The organism is Streptomyces sp. NPDC001728 (assembly GCF_040297565.1).
Classification (GTDB): Bacteria; Actinomycetota; Actinomycetes; order Streptomycetales; family Streptomycetaceae; genus Streptomyces.
This window is the reverse complement of record NZ_JBEOZK010000029.1, coordinates 47,661-74,472: the sequence shown is the minus strand read 5'-3', so window position 1 is coordinate 74,472 and position 26,812 is coordinate 47,661. Positions and strand designations below refer to the sequence as shown.

At 74.7% G+C, this 26,812-nt stretch carries 15 protein-coding genes; 12 read left to right on the top strand and 3 right to left on the bottom strand.

Features of this window, described 5'->3' with window-relative positions:
- The first annotated feature begins 17 nt into the window (after positions 1-17).
- The 3 genes from ABT154_RS31350 to ABT154_RS31340 all read left to right on the top strand — a co-directional run bounded on the left by ABT154_RS31350 (position 18) and on the right by ABT154_RS31340 (position 13,857).
- Positions 18-9,941, top strand: a complete 9,924-nt coding sequence (locus ABT154_RS31350; protein ID WP_351861399.1) for an SDR family NAD(P)-dependent oxidoreductase — start codon at positions 18-20, stop codon at positions 9,939-9,941.
- The gene (locus ABT154_RS31345) at positions 9,938-13,225 is read left to right on the top strand and encodes a type I polyketide synthase (RefSeq protein ID WP_351861397.1); all 3,288 of its coding nucleotides are present in this window, start codon (positions 9,938-9,940) and stop codon (positions 13,223-13,225) included. Before ABT154_RS31350 ends, ABT154_RS31345 begins: the two co-directional genes overlap by 4 nt.
- An 86-nt stretch (positions 13,226-13,311) precedes the next feature.
- Entirely contained in the window at positions 13,312-13,857 is a 546-nt protein-coding gene (locus ABT154_RS31340; RefSeq protein ID WP_351861395.1) for a TetR/AcrR family transcriptional regulator, read from the top strand.
- A gap of 40 nt (positions 13,858-13,897) precedes the next feature.
- Here ABT154_RS31340 and ABT154_RS31335 read toward each other — a convergent pair whose 3' ends face one another.
- Entirely contained in the window at positions 13,898-14,656 is a 759-nt protein-coding gene (locus ABT154_RS31335; RefSeq protein ID WP_351861393.1) for a thioesterase II family protein, read from the bottom strand.
- Between the two features lie 373 nt (positions 14,657-15,029).
- Between ABT154_RS31335 and ABT154_RS31330 the strand changes: the two genes are divergently transcribed.
- The 4 genes from ABT154_RS31330 to ABT154_RS31315 all read left to right on the top strand — a co-directional run bounded on the left by ABT154_RS31330 (position 15,030) and on the right by ABT154_RS31315 (position 19,827).
- Complete coding sequence (locus tag ABT154_RS31330; protein WP_332433876.1) at positions 15,030-15,527, top strand: DUF6643 family protein; 498 nt, start codon at positions 15,030-15,032, stop codon at positions 15,525-15,527.
- A 55-nt stretch (positions 15,528-15,582) separates the two neighbouring features.
- Positions 15,583-16,407 carry an MOSC domain-containing protein gene (locus tag ABT154_RS31325; RefSeq protein ID WP_351861391.1) on the top strand — a complete coding sequence of 275 codons (825 nt, stop codon included), beginning with the start codon at positions 15,583-15,585 and terminating at the stop codon, positions 16,405-16,407.
- A gap of 165 nt (positions 16,408-16,572) precedes the next feature.
- Positions 16,573-17,181, top strand: a complete 609-nt coding sequence (locus ABT154_RS31320; RefSeq protein ID WP_351861389.1) for an Rv1733c family protein — start codon at positions 16,573-16,575, stop codon at positions 17,179-17,181.
- A gap of 231 nt (positions 17,182-17,412) precedes the next feature.
- Positions 17,413-19,827, top strand: a complete 2,415-nt coding sequence (locus tag ABT154_RS31315; RefSeq protein WP_351861387.1) for a right-handed parallel beta-helix repeat-containing protein — start codon at positions 17,413-17,415, stop codon at positions 19,825-19,827.
- Here ABT154_RS31315 and ABT154_RS31310 read toward each other — a convergent pair.
- Positions 19,797-22,253 carry a hypothetical protein gene (locus ABT154_RS31310; protein WP_351861385.1) on the bottom strand — a complete coding sequence of 819 codons (2,457 nt, stop codon included), beginning with the start codon at positions 22,251-22,253 and terminating at the stop codon, positions 19,797-19,799. The two genes, ABT154_RS31315 and ABT154_RS31310, sit on opposite strands and share 31 nt — an antisense overlap.
- A gap of 134 nt (positions 22,254-22,387) precedes the next feature.
- Between ABT154_RS31310 and ABT154_RS31305 the strand changes: the two genes are divergently transcribed.
- The 3 genes from ABT154_RS31305 to ABT154_RS31295 all read left to right on the top strand — a co-directional run bounded on the left by ABT154_RS31305 (position 22,388) and on the right by ABT154_RS31295 (position 24,333).
- The gene (locus tag ABT154_RS31305; RefSeq protein ID WP_351861384.1) at positions 22,388-23,215 is read left to right on the top strand and encodes a DeoR/GlpR family DNA-binding transcription regulator; all 828 of its coding nucleotides are present in this window, start codon (positions 22,388-22,390) and stop codon (positions 23,213-23,215) included.
- On the top strand, positions 23,212-23,652 hold the full coding sequence (locus ABT154_RS31300) for an SRPBCC family protein (protein ID WP_351861382.1): 441 nt from the start codon (positions 23,212-23,214) through the stop codon (positions 23,650-23,652). The genes ABT154_RS31305 and ABT154_RS31300 overlap by 4 nt, the downstream gene beginning before the upstream one ends.
- A gap of 180 nt (positions 23,653-23,832) precedes the next feature.
- A complete protein-coding gene (locus ABT154_RS31295) occupies positions 23,833-24,333 on the top strand; it encodes an SRPBCC family protein (protein WP_351861380.1) in 501 nt (166 codons plus the stop codon).
- Here the strand turns inward: ABT154_RS31295 and cds1 are convergent.
- Positions 24,293-25,435: an L-cysteine desulfhydrase Cds1 gene (gene cds1, locus ABT154_RS31290; protein WP_351861378.1), complete on the bottom strand. Its 1,143-nt coding sequence runs from the start codon at positions 25,433-25,435 to the stop codon at positions 24,293-24,295. The two genes, ABT154_RS31295 and cds1, sit on opposite strands and share 41 nt — an antisense overlap.
- A gap of 175 nt (positions 25,436-25,610) precedes the next feature.
- Here cds1 and ABT154_RS31285 point away from each other — a divergent pair, with 175 nt between their 5' ends.
- Both ABT154_RS31285 and ABT154_RS31280 read left to right on the top strand, forming a co-directional pair.
- Positions 25,611-25,949 carry a hypothetical protein gene (locus ABT154_RS31285; protein WP_351861376.1) on the top strand — a complete coding sequence of 113 codons (339 nt, stop codon included), beginning with the start codon at positions 25,611-25,613 and terminating at the stop codon, positions 25,947-25,949.
- A 204-nt stretch (positions 25,950-26,153) separates the two neighbouring features.
- Positions 26,154-26,780 (top strand): ATP-binding protein, encoded by a 627-nt coding sequence (locus tag ABT154_RS31280; protein WP_351861374.1) that lies wholly within the window; start codon positions 26,154-26,156, stop codon positions 26,778-26,780.
- Positions 26,781-26,812 lie beyond the last annotated feature (32 nt).

Sequence of the window (26,812 nt, the reverse complement as noted above, 5' to 3'; positions counted from 1 at the left end):
CCGTCCGCGGCCGGCTCATGCAGACCGCACGCAACGACGGAGCCATGCTCGCCATCCAGACCACCGAAGACGAGATCACCCCCTTCCTGACCGCGTACAAGGGCAGGCTGACCGTCGCAGCGCTCAACGGCCCCGACGCGACGGTGCTATCGGGTGACGAGGACGCCGTGACCGAGGCCCTCGCGCACTGGACCGGTCTCGGGCGCCGCGCCAAACGCCTGACCGTCAGCCACGCCTTCCATTCGGCGCACATGGACGAGGTCCTTGCCGACTTCCGCGAGGCGATCGAAGGCCTGACCTTCCACGCCCCGAAGATCCCCGTCATCTCCAACGTGACCGGCCTGCCCGCCACCGGCGACGACCTCCGCTCCCCCGACTACTGGGCCCGACACATCCGCGGAACCGTCCGCTTCCACCCCGGCATCCAGCACCTCGAAACCAACGGCACCACCCGCTACCTCGAACTCGGCCCCGACGCCGTCCTCACCGCCCTCGCCCAGGACACGCTGACCGGGCCTGCGGTCCTCGCACCGACGCTGCGCAAGAACGCACCCGAACCCACCACCCTCGCCACCGCGCTCGCCCGCCTCCACACCGCGGGCCACACCCCCACCACCTGGCAACCCCAGGCCTCCACCCACATCCCCGAGGACCTGCCCACCTACCCCTTCCAGCGTGAGCACTACTGGATCGAGCGGACGACCGCCTCCGGGTCCGACGTGCGGTCGGCCGGGCTCGTCTCCGCCGGGCACCCGTTCCTGGGGGCTCTGGTCACCCTCGCCGACACCGACCAGCTTGTCCTCACCGGCCGGATCTCGCCGCGCACCCACCCCTGGCTCGCCGACCACACCATCTCCGGCACCGCACTCCTGCCCGGCACCGCCTTCGTCGACCTGGCGCTCCACGCCGCCGGCCACACCGACACGCCGGCTCTTGAGGACCTCACCCTCGAAGCGCCCCTCGTCCTGCGCGAAAAGGAAGCGGTCGAGCTGCAGTTGGTGGTCGAGGCGGCGGCCGGGTCCGACCGCCGGGGCTTCACGATCCACGCGCGCGGCGAGGACGCCGAGTCGTGGACCCGGCACGCCTCCGGCACTCTCTCCCCCGCCCCGGACGGCACCGGGGCGGACCGCGCGTCCCTGCCGTGGCCGCCGCCCGGCGAGCAGGCCGACCTGTCCGGTCTCTACGAGGAACTGCACGCCCAGGGCTACGCGTACGGCACCGCCTTCCAGGGCCTCAGGGCGGCCTGGCGCGACGGCGACGACCTGTACGCCGAGATCGAGCTGCCCGAGGAGGCCGACGCCCTCGGGCACCCGGTGCACCCCGCGCTCCTCGACGCCGCGCTCCACCCGCTGCTGCTCGACCTGGTGGGCGGCACCCCGGAGACGGTGCGGCTGCCGTTCAGCTGGTCCGACGTCACCCTGCACGCGACCGGCGCCGCCCGGCTGCGGGTCCGGCTGACCCGGTCCGGCGCCGACACGGTCACGCTGACCGCCGACGACCCCGAGGGCGGCCCTGTCGTCGACGTCGGCGCCCTGCTGATCCGCCCGGCCGACATCGGTGCCGTGTCCGCCGCCTCCGGCGACGGCTCGCACGCCCTGTACCGGGTCGACTGGCGGCCCGTGCCCGGCGCCGCCGAAGCCCGTACGGGGGACGAGGCGACGGCCGCCGCGCCCGTGCGCGCGGTGGTGGGCCCCGACGTCATCGGCGTCGCCGACGCTCTCGGCGACGGTGCCGTACGGTACGCCGACCTGGACGAGCTGGCCGCCGCCGGGCCCGTTCCCGCCGAGGTCCTGGTGCCGTTCACGCCGGGGCGCCCGCCCCGGGGCACCTACAACCCGGTGGCGATCGCCCGCGAGGCGCCGCACCGGATGCTGGGGCTGATCCAGCGCTGGCTGGCCGACGAGCGGTTCGCGGGATCGCGGATGGTCGTCGTCACCCGCCACGCGGTCTCCACCCGCTACGACGAGTCGATCCGGGACCAGAGCCTGGCCGTGTGGGGTCTGGTGCGCTCCGCGCAGACCGAGCACCCGGGCCGCTTCCTGCTGGTCGACGTGGACCGGGACGAGGCCTCGCACCGGTCGCTCGGCACCGCGCTCGGCACGCCCGGCGAGACGCAGCTCGCGCTCCGCCGCGGCACCGTGCTCGCCGCCCGGCTGACGCCGAGTGCGCCCGAGGGGCGGCTCGCCGTCCCGGCGGGCAGTGCGGGCTGGCGGCTCGGCGCGACGGCCAGGGGCACCCTGGAGAACCTGGCGCTGCTGCCCGCCGAGGCGCCCGACGCGCCGCTCGCCCCGGGTCAGGTGCGGGTCGGGGTGCGGGCGGCGGGCCTGAACTTCCGCGACGTCCTGATCACCCTCGGCCAGTACCCGGGCGAGGCGCCGATCGCCAGCGAGGGCGCCGGCCACGTCCTGGAGACCGGCCCCGGCGTCGTCGGTCTCGCGCCCGGCGACCGGGTGATGGGTCTGTTCACCGAGGGTGCGGCAGGACCGGTCGCGGTCACCGACCACCGGCTGCTCTCCCGGGTGCCGGCCGGCTGGTCGTTCACCCAGGCCGCCGCGACGCCGGTGGTGTTCCTGACCGCCCTGTACGCGCTGACCGACCTGGCCGGCGCCCGCGCCGGGCAGACGGCGCTGATCCACGCCGCCGCGGGCGGTGTCGGCATGGCCGCGACGCAGATCGCCCGCGCCCTGGGTGTCGAGGTGTACGGCACGGCCTCGCCCGCCAAGTGGGACGCGCTGCGTTTTCAGGGCTTCGACGACGCCCATCTGGCGAACTCCCGCACCCTCGACTTCGAGCGGGAGATCCTGGCCGCCACCGAGGGCCGTGGCGTGGACGTGGTCCTCGACGCGCTCGTCGGCGAGTACGTCGACGCGTCGCTGCGACTGCTGCCGCGCGGCGGCCGGTTCGTCGAGATGGGCAAGGCCGACATCCGCGATCCCGAGCGGGTGGCGCAGGCCCACCCCGGTGTGGTCTACCGCGCCTTCGACCTCATGGAGGCGGGACCGGACCGCATCCGGGAGATGCTGGACGACCTCCTCACGCTGTTCGAGGCGGGCCGGCTCGGCCCGCTGCCGGTGGAGGCCTGGGACGTGCGGCGGGCCAGGGACGCCTTCCGGCACCTGGGACAGGCCCGGCACACCGGCAAGGTGGTCCTCACCCTGCCGCGCGACCTCGACCCCGAAGGCACGGTCCTCGTGACCGGCGCCTCCGGCACCCTCGGGCGGCTCCTCGCCCGTCACATGGCCACCCGGCACGGGATCCGGCACCTGCTCCTGACGAGCCGGCGCGGTCCCGGGGCGCCCGGGGCCGACGAGCTGGTCGCCGAGCTCGCGGAGATCGGCGCCCGGGCGACCGTCGTCGCCTGCGACACAGGCGACCCGGCGTCGGTGCGGCGGCTGTTCGCTTCGGTCGACCCGGCGCACCCGCTGACCGCCGTCGTGCACACGGCCGGTGTGCTCGACGACGGCACGATCGAGTCGATGACCCCGGAGCGGCTCGACACGGTGGCACGCTCCAAGCAGGACGCGGTCTGGCTGATCACGGACGAGATACGGGACCTGGACCTGGCCGCGTTCGTGATGTTCTCCTCCTTCGCCGGCGTCATCGGCAGCGCAGGGCAGTCCAACTACGCGGCCACCAACTCCTTCCTGGACGGCGTCGCCGCCTACCAGCGCTCCAACGGGCTGCCGGGCGTCTCGCTCGCCTGGGGCCCGTGGGGCGCGGCAGGCAAGACGGGCGGCGGGGACGGCGGCGGCATGGCCGGCACGCTCGACGCGGGTGACCTGGCCCGGCTCACGGGCGCGGGCTTCGCGCCGATCGACCCTCAGCAGGGCCTGGCGCTCTTCGACGAGGCGCTGACCACCGACGAGCCGCTGCTCGTCCCGCTGCGGCTCAACCCGTCCGCGCTGCGGGCCCGCGCCGAGTCGGGCACCCTGCCTCCGCTGCTGCGCGGTCTGGTGCGCTCCCGTACCCGGCGTGCGGCGGCGGGCCGGCCGGCCCCGGCCGGTGCCGGGTCGCTCGCCGAGCGGCTCGCGGCCGTCGATCCGGCCGAGCGCGACCGGCAGCTCCTCGCGCTCGTGCGGGCCGAGACGGCGGCGGTGCTCGGGCACGGCTCCGGTGACACGCTCGCCCCGGAACGGGCCTTCAAGGACATCGGCTTCGACTCGCTGACGGCGGTCGAACTGCGCAACCGGCTCAACGCCGCCACCGGCCTGCGGCTGCCGTCGTCGCTGGTCTTCGACCACCCCACGCCGGCCGCCCTGGCGGCACATCTGCGCACCGGTCTGTTGGGCGACGCCGAGCCGGCCACGGCTCCGGCCGCCCGGCGCGGAACACCGGCCCCGGCGGTTCCGGCCGACGAGGACCCGATCGCCATCGTCGGCATGGCCTGCCGCTACGCGGGCGGTGTGTCCTCGCCCGAGGACCTGTGGCGGCTCGTGATGTCCGGAACGGACGCGGTGACCGAGTTCCCGGAGGACCGCGGCTGGGACACGGAGGCCCTGTACGACCCCGATCCGACCCGGTCCGGCACCTCGTACACGCGGCGTGGCGCGTTCCTCACCGGCGCCGACCGTTTCGACGCGGCCTTCTTCGGGATCAACCCGCGCGAGGCGACGGCCATGGACCCGCAGCAGCGGCTGCTCCTGGAGACGGCCTGGGAGGCGGTGGAGCGGGCCGGGATCGACCCGACGGCGCTGCGCGGCAGCGACACGGGCGTGTTCGCGGGCGTCGTCGCCGGCGACTACGTGACCCGGCTCGGGCAGGCGCCGGAGGCGGTCGAGGGGTATCTCGCGACCGGCACCACGGCGAGCGTGGCCTCCGGCCGCATCGCCTACTCCTTCGGATTCGAGGGTCCGGCGGTCTCGGTGGACACGGCGTGCTCGTCGTCGCTGGTGGCGCTGCACCTGGCCGCGCAGTCGCTGCGGCAGGGCGAGTGCTCCCTGGCCCTCGCGGGCGGCGCGACGGTCCTCGCGGGCCCGACGAGCTTCGTCGAGTTCAGCCGGCAGCGGGCGCTGTCGCCCGACGGTCACGCCAAGGCCTTCTCGGACTCCGCCGACGGCACCGGCTGGGGCGAGGGCGCGGGTCTGCTGCTCCTGGAGCGGCTGTCCGACGCCCGCCGCAACGGCCACCCGGTCCTCGCTCTGGTACGGGGCACGGCGACGAACCAGGACGGCGCGAGCAACGGCCTTTCCGCGCCGAACGGGCCCTCGCAGGAGCGCGTGATCCGCCGGGCCCTCGCCAACGCACGCCTGACGGCCGCCCAGGTCGACGCGGTCGAGGCCCACGGCACCGGCACCCGGCTCGGCGACCCGATCGAGGCGCAGGCGCTCATCAACACCTACGGCATGGGGCGCGACGCCGAACACCCGCTCTGGCTCGGCTCGTTGAAGTCCAACATCGGGCACACGATGGCGGCGGCCGGTGTCGGCGGCGTCATCAAGATGGTGATGGCGATGCGGAACGGCCGGCTGCCGAGGACGCTCCACGTCGAGCGGCCGACCACGCACGTCGACTGGTCGGACGGCACCGTGCGTCTGCTCACCGAGGAACAGGCGTGGCGCACGCCGGGCGACGAGCCGCGCCGGGCGGGAGTGTCCTCCTTCGGCATCAGCGGCACCAACGCCCACGTGATCATCGAGCAGGCACCGGAAGAGAGCGGAGCCGAGGAGGAGCAACTCCCTCACCTTCCCTGGTTGTTGTCGGCGAAGACCGGCGAGGGGCTCAAGGACCAGGCCCGTCTGCTCCACACGTACGCCACCGAGCACCCCGAGGTACCGGTCCGGCAGGTCGCGGGCGCGCTCGCCGCCCGCGCCCGCTTCGACCACCGCGCCGTCGTGGACGCGAGCGACCGCACGGCCCTGCTCGCCGGCCTCGACGCGCTCGCCGGGGGCAGGGAGGTGCCCGGCCTGGTGACCGGCACGACGGTGGGTCACGAGCCCGGCCGCGCCGTGTTCGTCTTCCCCGGCCAGGGCAGCCAGTGGCTCGCCATGGGCCGCGAACTGATGCGTGACAGCGAGGAGTTCGCCGGATACGTACGGGAGTGCGCCGAGGCGCTCGCCCCGCACACCGACTGGGACCTGACCGCGGTCCTCGCGGGCGACCCCGACGCCGCCTCGCTGGACCGGGTCGACGTCGTACAGCCCGCGCTGTTCGCGATGATGGTCTCGCTCGCCCGGCTCTGGCGCGGGCACGGCGTGGAGCCCGCCGCGGTGATCGGCCACTCCCAGGGCGAGATCGCCGCCGCGTACCTCGCCGGCGCCCTCAGCCTCGCCGACGCCGCCCGGGTGGCCGCGCTGCGCAGCCGGGCCATCACCCGCCTCGCGGGCACCGGCGGCATGCTGTCGGTGCAGCTGCCCGCCGACGTCGTACGGGAGCGGCTGATCGACGACACGTACGTCGCCGCGGTCAACGGCCCCGCCCTCACGGTCGTCTCGGGCGCCCCACGGGCCCTGGAGACGCTCAAGGAGCAGTTCACCTCCCAGGGCTTCCGGGCCAGGCTGATCCCCGTCGACTACGCCTCGCACTCCCCGCACGTCGACGCGCTGCGCGAGGAGCTGGGCGAGCTGCTCGGCGGGATCGAACCCCGTGCCACGGAGGTGCCGTTCTGGTCCACCGTCGCGCGCGGCCCGCTCGCGGGCACCGAGCTGACCGGCGAGTACTGGGTGCGCAACCTGCGTGAGCCGGTGCTCTTCGAGGAGACCGTGCGCGGGCTGCTCGCCGCCGGACACACCACCTTCGTCGAGGTCAGCGCGCACCCCGTGCTCGTACCCGCGATCCAGGACACGGTGGCGGACGCGGGCGCCTCGGCGGTCGCGCTCGGCACGCTCCGCCGCGACCGGGGCGGCCTCGGCCGCTTCGGCACCTCGCTGGCCGAGGCGCACGTCACCGGGACCTCGCCCGCGGCGTGGCGGCCCACGCTGCCGCCCGCGGACCCGGCGGGACCGCCCACGTACCCGTTCCAGCGGCAGCGTTACTGGCTGGAGGGGACCGGCGCGTCCGTCGACGCGGACGGTCTCGGCCTGGACACGGCCGGGCATCCGCTGCTCGGTGCCAGCGTCCCGCTCGCCGACTCCGGTCAGATCGTGTTCACCGGCCGGGTGTCCCTGCGCACCCACCCCTGGCTCGCCGAGCACGCAGTGGAGGGGACGGCGCTGCTGCCGGGCACGGGCTTCCTCGACCTGGCGCTGCACGCGGCGGACCGCACCGGCGCGGACGGCGTCGAGGACCTCACCCTGGAGGCCCCGCTGAGGCTGGCCGAACAGGGCGCGGCGGTGCTCCAGGTGACGGTCGGCGCGCCGGACGGGTCGGGGCTCCGGCCGCTGGGCATCCACTCCCGGACGGGTGAGGACGCGGGCTGGATCCGGCACGCGACCGGCACACTCGGCGCCTCCACCGCCGGCCCGGCCGATCCGGCACCCGTCGGGCACCCGGTCTGGCCGCCGGCCGGGGATCCGGTCGACCTCGGCGACGCGTACGGCGAGCTGCTCGCCCGCGGTTACGCGTACGGGCCGCTGTTCCAGGGTCTGACCGCGCTGTGGCGCGACGGCGACGACCTCTACGCCGAGGTCGAGCTGCCCGAGGACACCGACACCACCGGCCACTCCGTCCACCCTGCGCTCCTCGACGCCGCCCTGCACCCGCTGGCGCTCGCACCGGCGGGCACGGAAGGCCCGACCGGCCCAGACGGCTCCGGGGACTCCGCCGAGCTCCTGCTGCCGTTCTCCTTCGGTGGCGTACGGCTGCACCGCACCGGCGCGAAGGCGCTGCGGGTGCGGCTGACCAGGACCGGCGGAACCTCGGTCGCCCTGCGGCTCACCGACGCGGAGGGCGCGCCCGTCGCCGAGGTCGAGACGCTGTCCCTGCGTCCGCTGCCGGCCGCCGAGCTGGCCGCGCTGCGTTCACGGGGTACGGCGGACCTGCCGCTGTACGCGGTCGGCTGGACGACCGCCGGTCAGGCCGCCCCGGTGGCCCCGGCCGCCCCGGCCGAGGGCGCGTGGGCGGTGCTCGGGGAGCACGGTGGCGAGATCGCCGCGGCGCTCGGCGACGCGCCCGTGTTCGCCGGGACGGCCGAGCTGGGCGCCGCCGTCGCCGCGGGCACGCTGCGGCTGCCGGACACCGTCCTCGCCGTCCTTCCGGCGGCCGAGGAGCCCGCGGGCGTGACCGGCGCCCTTCCGACCGGCGCCGATGTCCGGGCCGTGCTCGACCCGCTGCTCGCGCTGCTGCGCGACTGGCAGGCCGACGAACACCTCGCCGCGGGACGCCTCCTGGTGGCCGCGCGCGGCGCGGTCGCGGTACGGGACGGCGACACCGTCGACCCGGTGGCCGCCGCCGCGTGGGGGCTGCTGCGCACGGCGCGGAGCGAGAACCCCGACCGGATCGCGCTGGTGGACCACGACGGTACGGACGCCTCGCTGCGTGCGCTGGCCGCGGGCACCGGCCGCGGGGAGAGCGAACTCGCCCTGCGCGAGGGCCTCTGGTACGCGCCCCGGCTCACCGCGCTGCCGGACGCGCCGGGGCCCGACACCGGAGCGGACGCCGGAGCCGGGGCCCGGCCGTGGGATCCGGACGGCACCGTCCTGGTCACCGGCGGCACCGGCACGCTCGGCGGGCTCGTCGCCCGCCGGCTCGTCACCGACCACGGCGTACGGCACCTGCTGCTCACCTCCCGGCGCGGACCCGCCGCCCCCGGCGCCGCGTCACTCGCCGCCGAACTCACCGCGCTGGGCGCGGAGGTCCGGATCGAGGCCCGCGACGCGGGCGACCGCGACGGGCTCGCCGCACTGCTCGCCGGGATCCCCTCCGGCCACCCGCTCACGGCGGTCGTGCACGCGGCGGGCGTCCTGGACGACGGCGTGATCCAGTCGCTGACGCCGGAGCGGCTCGACACGGTGCTCGCCGCCAAGGCCGACGCGGCGCTGCACCTGCATGAACTCACCCGTGAGCTGCCGCTCGCCGCGTTCGTCCTGTTCTCCTCGCTCGCCGGCGTGGTGGGCAACGCCGGACAGGGCAACTACGCCGCCGCCAACGCCCTGCTGGACGGTCTGGCGGTACGCCGCCGGGCCCTCGGCCTGCCCGCGCTCTCCCTGGCCTGGGGGCTCTGGGCCGACGGCAGCGCGCTGACCGGCCACCTCGACGGGCGGGAGCGCGACCGGCTCGGCCGCGACGGCGTCGTACCCCTCACGGCCGAGGACGGGCTCGCCCTCCTCGACCGCGCCCTGGCCGGTGCGCCGGCCGCCGTCGTCACCGCGCGCCTGGACCGCGCCGAACTCCGGCGCCGCGCCGGGGCCGGGTTCCTGCCGCCACTGTTCGGCGGCCTCGTCCCCGCGCCCGCGCGCCGGGCCGCCGCCTCGACACCGTCGGGCTCCCTGGCCGAACGGCTCGGCCAGGTACCGGAGAAGGAGCGGGAGCGCCTGGTCCTCGACCTGGTGCGGGAGACCGCCGCCCTCGTCCTCGGTCACAGCGACACCGGCCTCATCGACGACGAGCACTCGTTCAAGGAGCTCGGCTTCGACTCCCTGACGGCGGTGGAGTTCCGCAACCGGCTGGGCGCCGCCACCGGGCTGCGCCTGCCCGCCACCGTGGTCTTCGACCACCCGTCGCCCGTCGCGCTGGCCACGCTGCTGCGCACCCGGGCGGAGGAGGCCGCGGCGAAGGCGGCGGCCACTCGCGGCACGGACCCGGCCGCCGGCTCCGACCCGCTGGCCGGGCTCGACGCCCTGGAGAAGGCCCTCTCCCTGACGGCGGAGACCGACAGCGCCACCCGTACGGAGGTCGGCAGGCGACTGCGGGAGCTGCTGAGCGGCCTGGAGGCCTCCGCCTCCGCGGCGGGCGGTTCCCCCAAGGCCGGCCCCGAGGACGTGGCCGCCCGGATCAAGTCCGCCTCGGCGACCGACCTCCTCGACCTCATCGACAGCGAATTCGGCAGGAAGGCCCGGTCGAAGTGACGACGAGTCCGACGACGACAGGCAGCACCACCGAGACGGACACCACCGCCGGACCCGCCTCCCAGGAGGAGCGGCTGGTCGAGTACCTCAAGTGGATCACCGCGGACCTGCACGAGACACGGCAGAAGCTCGCCGAGGCCGAGTCCGCGGCCCGGGAGCCGATCGCCGTGGTCGGCATCGGCTGCCGTTACCCCGGCGGCGTCCGCGGCCCCGAGGACCTGTGGCGGGTCGTGGACTCCGGCACCGACGCCATCGGCGGCTTTCCCGGCGACCGGGGCTGGGACCTCGACGCGCTGTACGACGCCGACCCGGACCGCTCCGGTACGTCGTACACCCGCAGCGGCGGCTTCCTGCCGGACGCCACCGAGTTCGACGCGGGCTTCTTCGGACTCAGCCCGCGCGAGGCGCTGGCCACCGACCCGCAGCACCGGCTGCTCCTGGAGACCGCCTGGGAGGCGCTGGAGCAGGCCGGGCTCGACCCGCGCGAGCTGCGGGGCAGCAGGACGGCGGTCTTCGCGGGCCTGATGTACAGCGACTACGCGGCACGGCTCCCCCGCATCCCGGAGGAGGTGGAGGGCTTCATCGGCAACGGCACCGCGCCGTCGGTCGCCACCGGCCGCATCGCGTACACCTTCGGATTCGAGGGCCCGGCCGTGACCGTCGACACCGCCTGCTCCTCCTCCCTGGTCGCGATCCATCTGGCCGTCCAGGCGCTGCGCCAGGGCGAGTGCTCGCTCGCCCTGGCGGGCGGCGCGACGGTGCTGTCGACACCGGGTCTCTTCACCGAGTTCAGCAGGCAGCGGGGCCTGTCCGCCGACGGCCGCTGCAAGTCCTTCGCGGCCGGAGCCGACGGCACCGGCTTCGGCGAGGGCGCGGCCCTGGTCGTCCTGGAGCGGCTGTCCGACGCCCGCCGCAACGGCCACGACGTCCTCGCCGTCGTCCGCGGCAGCGCCGTCAACCAGGACGGCGCGAGCAACGGGCTCACCGCACCGAACGGACCCGCCCAGGAGGCGGTGATCCGTCAGGCCCTCGACAACGCCCGGCTGGCCCCCGGCGACCTCGACGCCGTCGAGGCCCACGGCACCGGCACCACGCTCGGCGACCCGATCGAGGCACAGGCCCTGATCAACGCCTACGGGCACGAGCGGCCCGCCGGCCGGCCGCTGTGGCTGGGCGCGCTCAAGTCGAACATCGGGCACACCCAGGCGGCGGCCGGCGTGGGCGGCGTCATCAAGATGGTGATGGCCCTGCGCAAGGGCGTGCTGCCCCGCACGCTGCACGCGGACGAGCCGACACCGCACGTGGACTGGTCGGAGGGCACGGTCCGGCTGCTGTCCGCGCCCCGCCCGTGGCCGGCCGAGGAGGGCCGCCCGCGCCGGGCCGGCGTCTCCTCCTTCGGGATCAGCGGCACCAACGCGCACCTGATCCTGGAGGAGGCGCCGGGGGGCGCGGAGTCGGCCCGTGCTTCTGGGACTTCGGGGGTTACTGAGACTTCCGGGACTTCTCAGGCCTCCGAGCCTTCCGAGGCTTCCGGCATCGGCGCGGGTGCCGCGCTCCCGCTGCTCGCCTGGCCCTTGTCCGGGCGGGGCCCGGGAGCCCCGGCCGCGCAGGCACGGCGGCTGCTCGACCATCTGACGGAGCACCCCGGGCCGACCGCCGCCGAGGTGGCGCGGGCCCTGGCCGCCCGGCCGGCCCTCGATGACCGGGCCGTCGTGCTCGGCGAGGACCACGAGGCCCTGCTACGGGGCCTTGAGGACCTCGCGTCCGGCTCCCGGTCCGCGGCCGTCGTCCGGGGCAGGACCGAGCGCCGTGCGCGCACCGCGTTCCTCTTCACCGGCCAGGGCAGCCAGCGCCTCGGCATGGGCCGCGAGCTGTACGGGTCCCACCCGGTGTTCGCCGCCGCCTTCGACGAGGTCTGCGGGCTCTTCGACCAGCATCTGGAACGACCGCTGCGGGACGTCGTGTTCGCGGCGCCCCGCACCCCCGAGGCCGCGTTGCTCGACCGTACGCGGTACGCGCAGGCCGCCCTGTTCGCGCTGGAGACGGCGCTGTTCCGGGTGATGGAACACCACGGCCTCGTACCGGACTTCGTGATCGGGCACTCGGTGGGCGAGCTGGCCGCCGCGTACGCGGCAGGGGTGCTGACGCTCCAGGACGGGGTGGCGCTCGTGGCCGTCCGCGGCCGGCTCATGGAGTCGGCGCGGGGCGACGGCGCCATGGTGTCGCTCCAGGCCTCCGAGGAGGAGGTCGAGGCCTTCCTCGCGGAAGGCGGGCAAGACGCGAAGGGCTCACAGGGCTTCACCAACGCCCGGCTGTCGATCGCGGCGGTCAACGGGCCCCGGTCGGTGGTCGTCTCGGGTGACGCCGACGCCGCCGCCGAGGCCGCGGCGCACTGGCGGACGCGGGGCCGCAAGACCAAGCGGCTGCGGGTCAGCCACGCCTTCCACTCGCACCACGTGGACGGCATCCTGGAGGAGTTCCGCCGGGCCGTCGCGGCGCTGTCCTTCAAGCCGCCGGTGATCCCCCTGGTCTCCAACCTGACCGGTCGGCCCGCGAGCGCGGAGGAACTGGCCGACCCGGACCACTGGGTGCGGCACGTCCGCGAGGCCGTCCGCTTCCACCCGGGCGTCCGGCACCTGGAGGACGAGGGCGTCCGGCTGTACGTGGAACTCGGCCCGGACGGCGTCCTCGCGGCGCTCGCCGCGCAGAGCCTGCGCGAGGAGCCGCCCGTCCTGGTCCCGGCGCTGCGGGGCGACCGCCCCGAGCCGCGGACGCTGCTCTCGGCGCTCGGCCTGGCCTGGGCGCACGGCGGCCCCGTCGACTGGACCGGTCTCGCCCCCGCGGGCGGGCGGGTGCCCCTTCCTTCGTACGCCTTCCAGCGGCGTCCCTACTGGCTGCACGCGCCGGCCGTACGACTCGCCGAAGAGCCGGCGGCTCTCTCGACCCCGGCGCGGGACGGCGGCTCCGACGTCGTCGATGCCCTCGGAGATCCCGTCCCGCGCCGGAGTCTCGCCGGGCTCGCCCCCGCGGAGCGGGAGGCGGAGCTCCTGGAACTGGTGCTGTCCTCGGCGGCGTCCGTACTCGGGCACGACTCCGGCGCCGAGATCGCCGCGGACGCCACCTTCCTGGAGGCCGGATTCACCTCGTTCACAGGCCTTGAGCTGCGGAATCTGCTGGCCGAGGCGACCGGGCTCGAACTGGAGGCGACGCTCGCGTTCGACCACCCGACGCCCGCGGAGCTGGCCTCCCGTCTGAGCAGGGAGATCGGCGGGGAGGCAGGATAGAATCGGGGTTAGACCCCGCTTAAGGTGCCGCCGCCGTCACGACGGCGGCGGCACCGTTCGAGCACGGCTGAGGAGAAGACAGCACGATGCGCGCAGACGCCCGCCGCAACTACGAGCGACTCCTGGCCGAGGCCAGGAAGGCCTTCGACAAGCACGGCATCCACACCTCTCTCGACGACATCGCCAAGCAGGCGGGGCTGGGCAACGCGACGCTGTACCGCCACTTCCCCACCCGGGAGGCGCTGCTCGAAACGATGCTCCGGGACAGCCTCTCCGAACTCGGCGGCACCGCACGTGAGTTGCTGGACACGGAGCCGGCCGGTACGGCCCTCGCGACCTGGGTCCGGGCGGCGGTGGCGCACGCCACCACCTACCGGGGGCTCGTGACCCTGCTGATGGACAGCCTCAAGGACGAGACCTCCGAGCTCAACAACGCCTGTACGTCGATGCAGTCGTCGGGCCAGCAGCTCCTGGAGCGGGCGCAGCGGACCGGCGAGGTGCGGGACGACATCACGGCGGCCGAGCTGTTCGCGCTGATCGCCGCGGCGGCCTGGACGCGCGAGCACGCCCCCGACGAGGCCGACCAGGTCCTGACGGTCATGATCGACGGCCTCTGGCCGCCGCGGCACTGACCGGCCCCGCCGCGACGCCGACCGGCCAAGCCGCGAGGCCCTAGCGCGGCAGCCCGGCGAGCCTGCGGGTGATCAGCCCGGCGAGCTCGTCGGTGCGGTCCGCCAGATAGAAGTGGCCGCCGCCGGGGACGACGGTGCAGCCGAACTCCCCCGTGGTGTGCGCCTGCCAGGCCCGCGCCTCCTCCTCGCTCACCCGCGGGTCGCGGTCACCCACGATCACCTCGACCGGCACCCGTACGACGGCGCCCGGCTCCGGGCGGTAGGTCTCGATCGCCCGGTAGTCGGCCCGCAGCGGCGGCAGCACGAGCTCCCGCATCTCCGGGTCGGCGAGCAGCTCCGAGGAGACCCCGCTGAGCCGCTCCGTCTCGGCGATCAGCGCGTCGTCGTCGAGCAGATGGAAGGCCTCCGCCCGATGGGTCGACGGCGCGCGCCGCCCGGAGGCGAACAGCACCCGGGGTTCGGTCAGCCGGGCCGCCTCGAAGGCGACGACGGCGCCCATGCTGTGCCCGAAGTACGCGGGCCGGCGCCCCGCCCACGGCGAGATCGCCTCGACGACCGCGGCGGCGATCTCCCGCACGTCCTCCATCGGAGCCTCGCCCCTGCGGTCCTGCCGCCCCGGGTACTGAACGGCCAGCACCTCGATCCCGGCGGGACCCAGCAGCCGTGAGAGCCCGTGGAAGAAGGCGGCCGACCCGCCCGCGTGCGGAAAACAGACCACCGGGGTCCGCTCGGCCTCCCCCGCCGCAGGCGGATGGAACCGCCTGATCCACACGTCACTGTCGATCATCAGCCCCGTCATGCCCGCACTCCTCACATCGGCTTCCCCTGGGAACGAGCCATCCTCACCCACCCTCCTTAAGCCCCGATTTCGTGCCCGGGGCTTCAAGGTCACCGAAGAACCCGCGAATGACGGTGAGGTTCTCGCGGGCTTCGCGTATTTCTCTCGCTCCGGGGAATCCGAACCCGTCGGTCCTGGTGAGGACGCCGCACGACTGTCGCCCTTTGTAGCCGCCCCGACACTTCTCGTTAAAGGCCGATCCCCACCGAACCCCCTCTGTTAACGCGGCCTTTAACGATGTTTTGGCAGGCCAGACGGAGAAAACCAGTGTAAAACGGATATCCCCGAGAGGGGGACTCCCCAACCGGCACATCGTGGGCTTAACTTATGTGCCATGACCTCCCCCCGCTCCACCTATGGAGGCGGTTACCACACCGCGCCGTCCTTCCCGGACACCCCGATCTACGACTCCCTGGTCGCGGAGCGGGGCACGCCTCAGATCGCCCCGATCCGAGTGCCCGCCGCCTACGACACCGGCAGCAGCTTCCCCGCGAGCGGGTCCTACCTGCCGGCGCTCCCCTCGGCACTGCCCGCCCTCCCGGCGGCGCCCAGCCCGCAGCAGCCCTCCTACGGCAACGGCTACGGATACCCGCAGCCCACGCCTCAGATGGCCCCTGTACCCCTGCAGCACGCCCCCGCCCCGTACATCCCGCAGCAGCAGGTGGCCCCGCGCGGCTACCAGGGCGGTCAGTACCCGCAGCAGCCCCGCCCGGCGCCCACGGGCTACGAGGCGATGCGTCCGGCGGCCCCCCGGCCCGCTCCGGCGCCGGTCCCGGCCCCCGCGCCGTACGACGACCCGTACAACCGCCCCTACCAGGGCGGGGGTTACTGACCCGGCTTCCGCTCCCGGGCCGTGACCGGTCCGGGGCGGCTGGCAGGATGACCGTATGCCGACTCCTGTGCTCCGCTCCGTCCACGTCCACCCGGTGAAGTCCATGCGCGCGCTGGCTCCCACGGCGGCCGAGGTCCAGCCCTGGGGGCTGGCCGACGACCGCCGGTGGGCGGTCGTCGACGCCGCGGGCGGGATCGTGACCCAACGCCGTCACCCCCGGATGGCGTTGGCCACGGCGGAACCCGTACCGGGCGGCGGCGTCGTGCTGTCCGCGCCCGGCCACCCGCCGCTGACCGTCGAGGTGCCGCACCCCACCTCCACGATCACGGTGGAGATCTTCGACAAGCCGGTGGAGGCCGTCCCCGCCGGGCCCGAAGCCGCCGCCTGGGTCTCGGCGTACCTGGAGGGCGACTTCCGGTTCGTCCACATGGACGCGCCCGAGCACCGGCGGCCCGTCGACCCCGACTACGCGCGGCCCGGCGAGACGGTGAGCTTCGCGGACGGCTATCCGCTGCTCGTCGCCACCACCACGTCTCTCGACGCCCTCAACTCCCTCATCGCCCAGGGCGACCACGCCGACGAGGGCCCGCTGCCGATGAACCGGTTCCGGCCGAACCTGGTGATCGAGGGGACCGCCCCCTGGGCGGAGGACGGCTGGACGCGGCTCACGGTCGGAGAGGTCACCTTCCGGGTCGCCCGTCCCTGCGGGCGCTGTGTCGTCACCACGACGGACCAGCTGACCGCCGAGCGCGGCAAGGAACCGCTGCGGACCCTCGCCCGGCACCGCAAGAGCGACGGCCGGGTCGTCTTCGGCCAGAACCTCGTCCCCGAGCACACCGGCACGGTCCGGGTCGGCGACGAGGTCAAGATCCTGGACTGAGCGGGGAGCGGGCACCACCTCGGCGAACCGGGCCCGAGGGACCCCGGTCGCACTTCACGGACCGGCCGCGAGGGACCCCCGTCACACTTCGCCGTCCGGCAGGCGGGGAACCCGGCCCCGGGGCACACTCGTTGGAGGATCGGTGAAGAACGAGGGGGTCCCGACGTGCGCGCTGCCATCGGACTCTGGCGCTGGCGGCACAATCCCCTGCGCCGGAGCACGGATCTCGCCGAGGCCTGGGTGGCCTTCGTGGCGGCGGCGCTGCTCTGTGTCCTGGTGCCGCTGACCGGGTGGGCGGCCGGCGCCTCCGCGAACGGTTCGCTCCAGCGTGCCGCCCGTACCCAGCAGGAGCAGCGGGTGCCGACGACCGCCCGGGTCGTGCGGGCCGCCGACCGGCAGGCGACGGGCGGGCGGACCGCCGAGGCGGCCGGGGAGGACCGGCTGCGCCGCTCGGTGGTGGCCCGGTGGACCGCGCCGGACGGCTCGACGCGTACGGGGACGGTGTCGATGGCCCGGCGGCGCTCCGCGCCCGGCTCCACCTTCCCGCTCTGGACGGACCGGTCCGGGCAGCCCGTGGCCGCGCCGATGAACGCGGACGCGGCCCGCGCGCACGCGGTGGTCGCCGGTCTGACGGCCGCTCTCCTCGCGGGCCTCCTGGTCGAGACCGTCCGCCGTCTCGCCGTCCGCCGTCTCGTGCTGACGCGGTACGCGCGCCTGGACCGGGCGTGGGCGGCGACGGGCCCGGACTGGGGCCGTACCGGCACGGGCAGCTGAACCCCGGCCCCCGCCGACCGAGCGGGCGGGGCGCGTCCGGGCCGGACGAGGCCGGAGCTCGATCGAGCCCGACCGACCTCGACCACCCTCGACCGTCCCCGACCGAGCCCGCCACCTGCCCGGCCGCCCGTACGGGTGCGGGCCCGAGACCCGTCAACCCCGTGGCCCGGCGCGCGCTACGGTGGGGCATCGGATCAGCGGCGAGGCATGAGGCGGGGGCAGGACACACCCATGGCACAGGGCACGGTCCAGGTGACGCACACCGGCACATCGCGGTGGCGGCGCCGCACGGGTGAGTACCCCTCGCTTGCCGCCGCTCTTGAGGCCGCCGGAGACGGGGACGTGCTGACCGTCGCCCCCGGCACGTACCGGGAGAACCTCGTGGTGCGGCGGGCGGTCACCCTGCGCGGCCCCGAGGGCGGCATCGGCTCGGTGCGGATCGCACCGCCGGACGGGGTGCCGCTGACGCTCCGCGCCTCCGTGACCGTGCGGGACCTGCACATCGAGGGGCAGGACGTCGCCGCGCCGGCGCTGCTCGTCGAGGACGGCACCCCCGAACTGCTCGACCTGCGGATCATGACCCGCTCGGCCGCCGGGATAGAGGTGCGGGGTTCGGCCCGCCCGACGGTCCGGCGCTGCACGGTCGACAATCCCGCCGGGGTCGGCATCGCCGTGCTCGACGGCGCGGGCGGGGTGTTCGAGGAGTGCGAGGTGGTGTCCGCCGGACAGGCGGGGATCTCGGTACGGGGCGGGGCGCATCCCCGCCTGGAGCGCTGCCGGGTCCACCACGCGTCCGGCGCCGGGATCGCCGTGACCGGCGAGGGCAGCGGCCTTGAGGGCGTCGGCTGCGAGGTGTACGAGATCAGGGGCGCGGGCCTGCAGATCGCGGCCAGGGCCACCGCGCACCTCACGGACTCCTCGGTGCACCGCACCTCGGCGGACGGCATCACCCTCGACACGGACGCGGTCCTGACGCTGTCGGACTGCGATATCCACGACGTGCCGGAGAACGCGGTCGACCTGCGCTCCCGCTCGGTGCTGACGCTGACCCGGTCGACCGTCCGCCGGTTCGGCCGCAACGGCCTCTCCGTGTGGGACCCGGGAACGCGGGTGGACGCCAACCAGTGCGAGATCCACGACAGCACGGGCGACTACCCGGCGGTGTGGGTCAGCGACGGGGCGACCGCCGTCCTCGACGCCTGCCGGGTGCACGACGTACCGGACGCGCTGTTCGTCCTCGACCGGGGTTCGCGGGTGGACGTCGTCGACAGCGACCTCTCGCAGGTGCGGAACACGGCGGTGTCGGTGAGCGACGGGGCCACGGCCCAGCTCGACGACTGCCGGATCCGGGAGGCGTCCACGGGTGCCTGGTTCCGGGACCACGGCAGCGGCGGCACCCTCGGCGGCTGCACGATCGACTCCGTGCAGACCGGCGTCATCGTCACCAAGGGCGCCGACCCGACGATCGACCGGTGCACCGTCACCTCGCCCGCCGAGGCCGGTTTCTACGTCTCCGCGGAGGGCCGCGGCACGTTCACCGGCTGCCGGGTCACGGGCAGCGGCGGCTACGGGTTCCACGTCACGGACGGCTGCCGGACGAGCCTGCGCAAGTGCCGTACGGAGCGCTGCGCGCGCGGCGGCTACGAGTTCCCGGAGGAGGGGGCGAGCGCCGAGGACTGCACGAGCGACGAGAGCGCGGTCCGCTCCTCCGTACCGGACGGCGGGACGGTCCTGACGGCCACGCAGTCGCCGGGGCTGCTCGGGACGGTGCCCGTGCCCCGCACCCCGGCACCGGCGGTTCCGGTGCCGGTCGCCCCGGAGCCCGCGCCGTCGGCCCGCTCCTCGCAGGACGTGCTCGGGGAACTGGACGCCCTGGTGGGTCTGGAGAGCGTGAAGCTGGAGGTGCGCAGCCTCACCAACATGATCGAGGTGGGGCGCAGGCGCCAGGAGGCGGGGCTCAAGGCGGCCTCGGTCCGCCGCCATCTGGTCTTCACCGGCAACCCCGGCACCGGAAAGACCACGGTGGCCCGGCTGTACGGCGAGATCCTCGCCTCGCTCGGGGTCCTGGAGCGCGGTCATCTGGTGGAGGTCTCCCGGGTGGACCTGGTCGGCGAGCACATCGGCTCGACGGCCATCCGGACCCAGGAGGCCTTCGACCGGGCGCGCGGCGGGGTGCTGTTCGTCGACGAGGCGTACGCCCTGTCGCCGGAGGACTCGGGCCGGGACTTCGGCCGTGAGGCGATCGACACGCTGGTGAAGCTGATGGAGGACCACCGGGACGCGGTGGTGGTCATCGTCGCGGGCTACACGGCGGAGATGGAGCGCTTCCTCACCGTCAACCCCGGTGTGGCCTCCCGTTTCTCACGGACCATCACGTTCGGGGACTACGATCCGGACGAGCTGCTCCGGATCGTGGGCCAGCAGGCGGACGAGCACGAGTACCGGCTCGCCGCGGGCACCGACGAGGCACTGCTCGTGTACTTCGCGAAGCTGCCGAAGGGCCCGGCGTTCGGCAACGGGCGCACCGCCCGGCAGACCTTCGAGTCGATGGTGGAGCGGCACGCGGGCCGGGTCTCCGCGCTCGCCGAGACGAGCACGGACGACCTGACGCTGCTCTACCCGGACGATCTTCCCGAACTCCCCTGATCCGAGGGTTCGTTGCCGCCCCGCTGCCGTGGGAGGGCGGGCGGCAGACGGTCGAGGAGGGCGGAGCGCCGGTCGGCGAAGACCGGGTCGGCCTGGTAGTCGGAGTGGCCCAGTATCGGTTCGGGCAGCGGGTGTTCGCGGGTGCGGCCGTAGGCGACCGGGTCGAGCAGGACCTCGGCGTCGACCATCGGCCTGCCGTCCTCGGCGGGCACCCGGACGGGTCCGCCGATGGGGTCGGTGGCCCGGTGGAGGTTGCTCCAGCAGTGGACCGTGCGGTTCAGGCCGCGCAGCGCCTCGGGGCCGAAGTAGGCCGGGAACCAGCGCCCGTAGAGCCGCTCCAGGGGTGAGCCGTAGGTGAGGAGCGCGACGCGGCGCCGGGTGTCGGGGCGCAGCTGCCAGACGGCCGCCGCGGCCAGCACGCTCCCCTGGGAATGGCCGGAGATGACGAGCCTGCCGCCGGTGCTGCGGGTCCAGGAACTCATCCGCCAGGTGAGGTCGGGGACCGCCCGTTCGGCGTAGCAGGGCGGGGCGAAGGGGTGGGCGGCGCGCGGCCAGAAGGTGCCGACGTCCCAGAGGATGCCGATGGTGCGGCGGGCGGAGGCGTCCTTGTAGGCGCGGCGGCCCCAGGTGACGAAGAGCAGGAAGCCGAAGCCGATCATCCAGGAGCCGAGGGCCTGGGTCGCCGAGGCGAGCGAGGCGAGGGCGGGGTGGGCGCCGTCGAAGGCCCGCCCCGGGACGTTGCCGCTGGTCCAGGCGCCCGCGACGGAGCCGGCCCCGAGGAGCAGGGTGGCGCCGGAGACCACGCCGACGAGAACGGGCGCGGAGTCGGTGAGCGATGCCCTCGCCCGGCCGTCCGCGATCTGCCCGGTGCGGACGGGGTCCCGCTCGTCGCCCGGGTAGTCGGCCTCGACGGCGGCCCGCAGCCGCCGGCCGGCCAGCACGGTCCGTACGGCGAGGACGGCGGCGGGCGCGAGCAGCAGCAGGAGCAGCACCGGGATCACGGACGCCTGCCAGCTGAGCAGCACGGGCGGGGCGATCCGGGGGCCGGCGTCGCCCATGCCGGGGGTGGCGGGGCCGTCGAGCCAGTCGGCGACCCGCTGGGCCACTCCCCCGGACATGACCCCGCCGAGGGCGCAGGCGAGCATCGCGACGGCGGGGCCGCCGAGTCCGCGCAGGGCGGTACGCGGGTCCCGGCGGGGCCGCTGGAGGAGCAGGGCGACCACGCCGAGGGCGACGACGAGGCCGCCCTGGGCGAGGGTGAGGGCGCCGAACACGGCGTCGCCGGGGAGGGTGCCGGTGGAGGCCCAGCCGGGGCGGGACCAGCAGGCGTACAGGGCGGTGAGCACGAGGAGGGCGAGGGAGGCACCGGGCAGCCAGGAGACCAGGGCCCGTTCGACGCGCAGGTCGAGGCGGCGCTCGCTGCGGCCTCGACGGCACACGACCCAGAGGACGACCAGGGCGAGGACCGCCACGCCGGCCTGGAGCAGCCGGCCCGGGACGGCACCGGGACCCGGGTTCACGGCGTCGTGTCGGACGGTGGCGGTGACGAGGGCGGCGGCGACGGTGAGGAACCCGGCGGCGGTGTGCGCGGCCCGCAGGCGAGCGACGAGGCGGCGGCCGTACCAGAATCCGGGGCGGCCGAGGGCGGGGCGGGGTTCGGCGGGGTCGGTGTCAGGTGGAGTGGTGCCGGAAGACGTGATGCCGCCGGACGTGGTGCCGTGTGCCTCCCCATCGGCCCGTTCCGCACCGGCGGGTTCCGGGTCGGTTCGGGGGTCCGGCAGCGGGGCGTCGTACCCGGCGGGCGGGCGCTGGGCCTCGTACGCGCTCCACGTGCGGTTCGAGAGGTACCAGAGCAGGCCGACCAGCGCCGTCGGCACCAGCGCGGCGAGCGCGAGGCGGCGGCCCGGCAGGGACCACCAGCCGCCACGGCCGGCGGAGAGGAAGCCCAGCCAGGAGTGCGCGTCGGCGCAGCCCGCCGTGGCCGCGCACTGCCAGGCCGTCAGATCGAGCGCGACCTCGCAGGCCGCGGCGGTGAGCAGCACGGTGAGGGTGAGGGCGACGAGCCTCACGAGCACCCCGTACAGCCGGACGAGTCCCGGGCGACGCCGGGCCGGCGGGCGCATCCAGTGCGCCAGGTTGACGACCATGAAGGGCAGGAGGAGCAGCCAGAGGGCGCGGGCGCCGTCGCCGGAGGTGAGGTTCGACCAGCAGTACGCCTCCGGGACCGGCCGGGCGGCGTACCGCTCGGGGTGCTCCTCGGCGTCGAGGTCCTCGGCGCGGCGGTACACGGCGGCGGTCCGGTCGCCGGTGACCCGTACGGTCCTGGGGTCGTCGAGCATGTCCTGGGGGGTGGCTCCGCCGACTCCGTGGACGAGGAGTTCGAGCGCCGCGCCCCCGCTCTCCGGGGCGGGTGTGGCAGGGGACACTGAGGCGACTTCCTCTCGGAGTGGGAAGATGCGACGTCGGCACCAGGATCGCGGACGGGCGTGCCCCTGCGCACCGTCCCTCACCGAATCCGACACCCATCCCCTTGTCTTCTGCGGAAGGACCGGCCCCGGCGGTGACTGACAACCAGAACCTCCTCGCGGAGCAGCGGCGCGCCCTGATCCTCGACGAGGTCCGGCGGCGCGGCGGCGTCCGGGTCAACGAGCTGACTCGTCGTCTGAGCGTCTCGGACATGACGATCCGCCGCGACCTCGACGCGCTGGCCCGGCAGGGCATGCTCGCGAAGGTGCACGGCGGGGCCGTTCCGGTGGTCGAGGCGAGTACCCACGAGCCGGGTTTCGAGGCCAAGTCGGTGCTCGAACCGAGCGCCAAGGACGACATCGCGCGCGCGGCGGCGGCCCTGGTGTCACCGGGTACGGCGATCGCCCTGTCCGGCGGCACGACCACCTACGCCCTCGCCCGGCACCTCCTGGACGTGCCGGACCTGACGGTGGTGACCAATTCGGTACGGGTGGCGGACGTGTTCCACGAGGCCCAACTCACCTCCGGCGGAAGCGAGTCGCGGCGCGGCGCGGCGACGGTGGTGCTGACCGGCGGCATGCGCACCCCGTCCGACGCCCTGGTGGGACCGGTGGCGGACCGGGCGGTCCGCTCGCTCCACTTCGACCTGCTGTTCCTGGGCGTGCACGGCGTGTCGGTGGAGGCCGGTCTCTCCACGCCGAATCTGGCGGAGGCGGAGACGAACCGGTGCCTGATGCGGTCCGCGCGCCAGGTGGTGGTGGTCGCGGACCACACCAAGTGGGGGACGGTGGGGCTGAGTTCCTTCGCCGACCTGACCGAGGTGGACACCTGGGTGACGGACCGGGGGCTGTCCGAGGGAGTACGCGCGGAGGTCACCGAGCACCTGCCGGGGCTGGTGGTGGCGGGCGAGGAGCAGGAGTGACCCTCTTCCGGGTGGAGCGGACGGCGCCGACGGCACCGGAGGAGGTGTGGCGGCGGCTCACGGACTGGCCGGCGCACGGCCGGCAGGTGCCACTGACCCGGACGCGGGTGCTGACCCCTGGCCCGAACGGGACCGGGACCCGGTTCACCGCCCGTACCGGAATCGGCAGGCTGTCCTTCGACGACCCGATGGAGGTCGTGCGCTGGGAACCTCCGGCGGCGGGCGGCTCCGGGGTGTGCCGGCTGGAGAAGTCGGGCCGGGTGGTACGGGGTTGGGCGCTGGTCGAGGTCACGGGAGTGCCCGGTGGCGGCAGCCGGGTGGTGTGGACGGAGGAGCTGTCCGTGCGCGGGCTGCCGCGGATCTTCGATCCGGTGCTGGGGCGGGCGGGACGGTTCCTGTTCGGCCGCGCGGTGGACGGGCTGCTGCGGAACGGCTGAGCGGGGGCGGCGGGGGTGAGCCGGCGCCTTGAGTGCGGCGGGCGAGGCCGGCCGGGTCGGCGGCGCCGAAGGCGGCGGGCGGGGAACCGCTCGACAGGCCTTTCCGCACACCCTCCCCCTGTGTTGTTGACAGCGCGTCAGCTAGGGTGCTCTTCCGCTTCGTCCTGGGAGGTTCGGTCCATGGCACGCCGACTGACGCCGGTGGAGCTCGACTTCACCGCATCCGCGCCCGTCCGCCTGGTGTTCACGGCGGCGCTCGCCGCACCGCCCCCGGTCGTCTACCGGTCGCTCGCCGTCGAGGTGGGGAGCACGCCCGCCTGGTTCACCGCGGTGACCTCCGCCGTCCCGACCGGCGACGGGGCCGGCCGCACCGTCCGGCTCCGGGGCGGGATCGTCTTCGAGGAGACGATCCTGGCCGCCGAGCCCGACCTGCGGTACGCCTACCGGGTGGACTCCACCAACGCCCCCGGCGTGACGGCCATGGCGGAGGAGTGGGTCCTCTCCCCCGACGGCCGGGGCACCCGGCTGCGGTGGACGATGGCCGCCGCCGGCGCGACCCCGTTCCGGCTCGCGCTGCGGCTCGCCGGGCCGGGTGTGGGGATGTCCTTCAGGGACGCCGCCCGACGGCTCGACCGGCGGCTCACTCCGGCCAGGCCCCCGTCGCCAGGAAGCGCTCGATGACGGCCGTGTACGGGGCGATGTCGAGCCCCTGCGCGGCGAGCCACTCGTCGGAGTAGTACTTGTCGAGGTAGCGCTCGCCGGGGTCGCAGATCAGTGTGACGACGCTGCCGGTCCGGTCGTGGGCGACCATCTCGGCCACGATCTTGAAGGCGCTCCACAGCCCGGTGCCGGTGGAGCCGCCCGCCTTGCGGCCGATCGCGGTCTCCAGCGCACGGACGGCGGCGACGCTCGCCGCGTCGGGCACCTTCATCATCCGGTCGACGGCCCCGGGCACGAAGCTGGGCTCCATCCGGGGGCGCCCGATGCCCTCGATGCGCGAGCCGCAGTCGGCGGTGGCGTTCGGGTCGTGGTGCGTCCAGCCGTCGAAGAAACAGGAGTTCTCCGGGTCGGCGACACAGATCCGGGTGTCGTGCTGCATGTAGTGGACGTAGCGGGCGATGGTGGCCGAGGTGCCGCCGGTGCCCGCGGTGGCCACGATCCAGGCGGGCTCCGGGTAGCGCTCCAGCTTCAGCTGCTGGTACATCGATTCGGCGATGTTGTTGTTGCCCCGCCAGTCGGTGGCCCGCTCCGCGTAGGTGAACTGGTCCATGTAGTGGCCGCCGGTCCGCTCGGCGAGCGCGACGGCCTCCTCGTACATCGTGCGCGAGTCGTCGACGAAGTGGCACCGCCCGCCGTGGAACTCGATGAGCCGGCACTTCTCGGGACTGGTCGTACGCGGCATCACGGCGATGAACGGCACGCCGATGAGCTTCGCGAAGTACGCCTCGGAGACGGCGGTCGAGCCGCTGGAGGCCTCGATGACGGGCTTGCCCGGCCGGACCCAGCCGTTGCAGAGGCCGTACAGGAAGAGGGAGCGGGCGAGCCGGTGCTTGAGGCTGCCGGTGGGGTGGGTCGACTCGTCCTTGAGGTAGAGGTCGATGCCCCACTTCTCGGGGAGCGGGAAGCGCAGCAGGTGGGTGTCGGCGGAACGGTTGGCGTCCGCCTGGACCTTGCGGACGGCCTCCTTGAGCCAGCTCCGGTACGCCGGATCGCTGCGGTCGACGTCGACGGTCACCGCCGCGGCGGCGACGCCGCTCACCGCGCTGTTCTCCGTGGTGCTCATCCGTGCCTCTCCTCGGTCGCTTCCCCCGCTTGTCCCGATGCCGACAATACCCCTCTCACCTGGGCAAACGTTTCCTTTGACTCTCCATAGGGATGGCTTGCGGAAGGGCCACTGGTGCGGGCGCCGAAGGCCCGGCACACTGGGAACGACAACCGGGTGAGAGGGGCGGATCGACATGTCGGAACCCGAGTTCACTGCCAGGGGCGTGGGGATCGCCCGCTGGCCCAGGTCACTGACGCGCGCGGGCGAGGTCCGCATCGAGGGCGGCCGTCTCGCGCTGCTCACGAGTTACGGCAGCGAGATCGACAGCGCCCCGGTGGACGCGGTCCGGGCGGGCCGCCCGTGGTTCGCGAAGCCCGACGAGGCGGTGGCGACCGTCAACGGCACCCGCTACCGGCTGACGCTGCACAAGGACCAGGGCGGGAGCGGGGACGCCGAGGAGGCCCGTCACGAGGGCGCGGAGGAGTCGGGGCGCTTCCTCGCGGCCCTGAAGCGGGCGGCGGGCCGCCGCTGAACCCCTTCGGCGGCCCCGAAACGGACGGCGGGCCGCGCCGACCCCGTCGCCGTGAGTTGCGGGACGGTCACCACTGGTTCAGGCTGGAGCCACCTCACCGAGGGTTGACCGGTGGTGACATCACGTTCAGGTCGCCACCCTGCTGTACCGCATGTGAGATCCGAATCTTCGTCTTCTTCCGGACTACTTCGGGGAGTCGCAGCCGTGATCAGCGAGCCGAGCAGGTATTACGCGGTGGAGCTCCAGGCCCTGCCGTCGCGGATCGGTCAGATCCGCAGGATTGTCTCCGCGCATCTGCGCCACTGGCGTCTCGACGCCCTGGTCGATCCCGCCGTCCTGGGCGTCACCGAGCTTCTGACCAATGTCCACCGGCACGCGCGGCCGGACAAGCGGTGCACCGTCGAGATCGAGCTGCTGCTCGACCGTCTCACGGTCTCCGTCCGGGACCACGACCCCCGGATGCCGCAGGCCGGCTCCGCGGACCCGCTCGACGCCTTCGACCTCTCCGGCGGTGCGGACGGGCTGGCCACCTCCGGCCGCGGCCTCGCCATCGTCGGCGCGGTCAGCGAGAGTTGGGGCGTCCGCCCCTGCGGGGCCGACGGGAAGGTGGTGTGGTTCACCCTCTCGGCGCCACCGCCCGCCGTCCCGGTCGTGACGGGTTCCTGCGCCGTGTACGGCTCCACCACCGAGGGCCCCTTCCTGGGGTACGCGCCCTTCCCGGGCGTCCCCGTCGGCGTCCCGGCCGATCCGGCCGCGGCCCCCGGTCCCACCCTCGCGCCGGCGCCCGCTGTCGCCAGGGCCCGCCGGGTGCCGGTGGGCCACGCGGGCTGACCGGCGCTCCGGAAGGAACGTCCGTCGGCCCA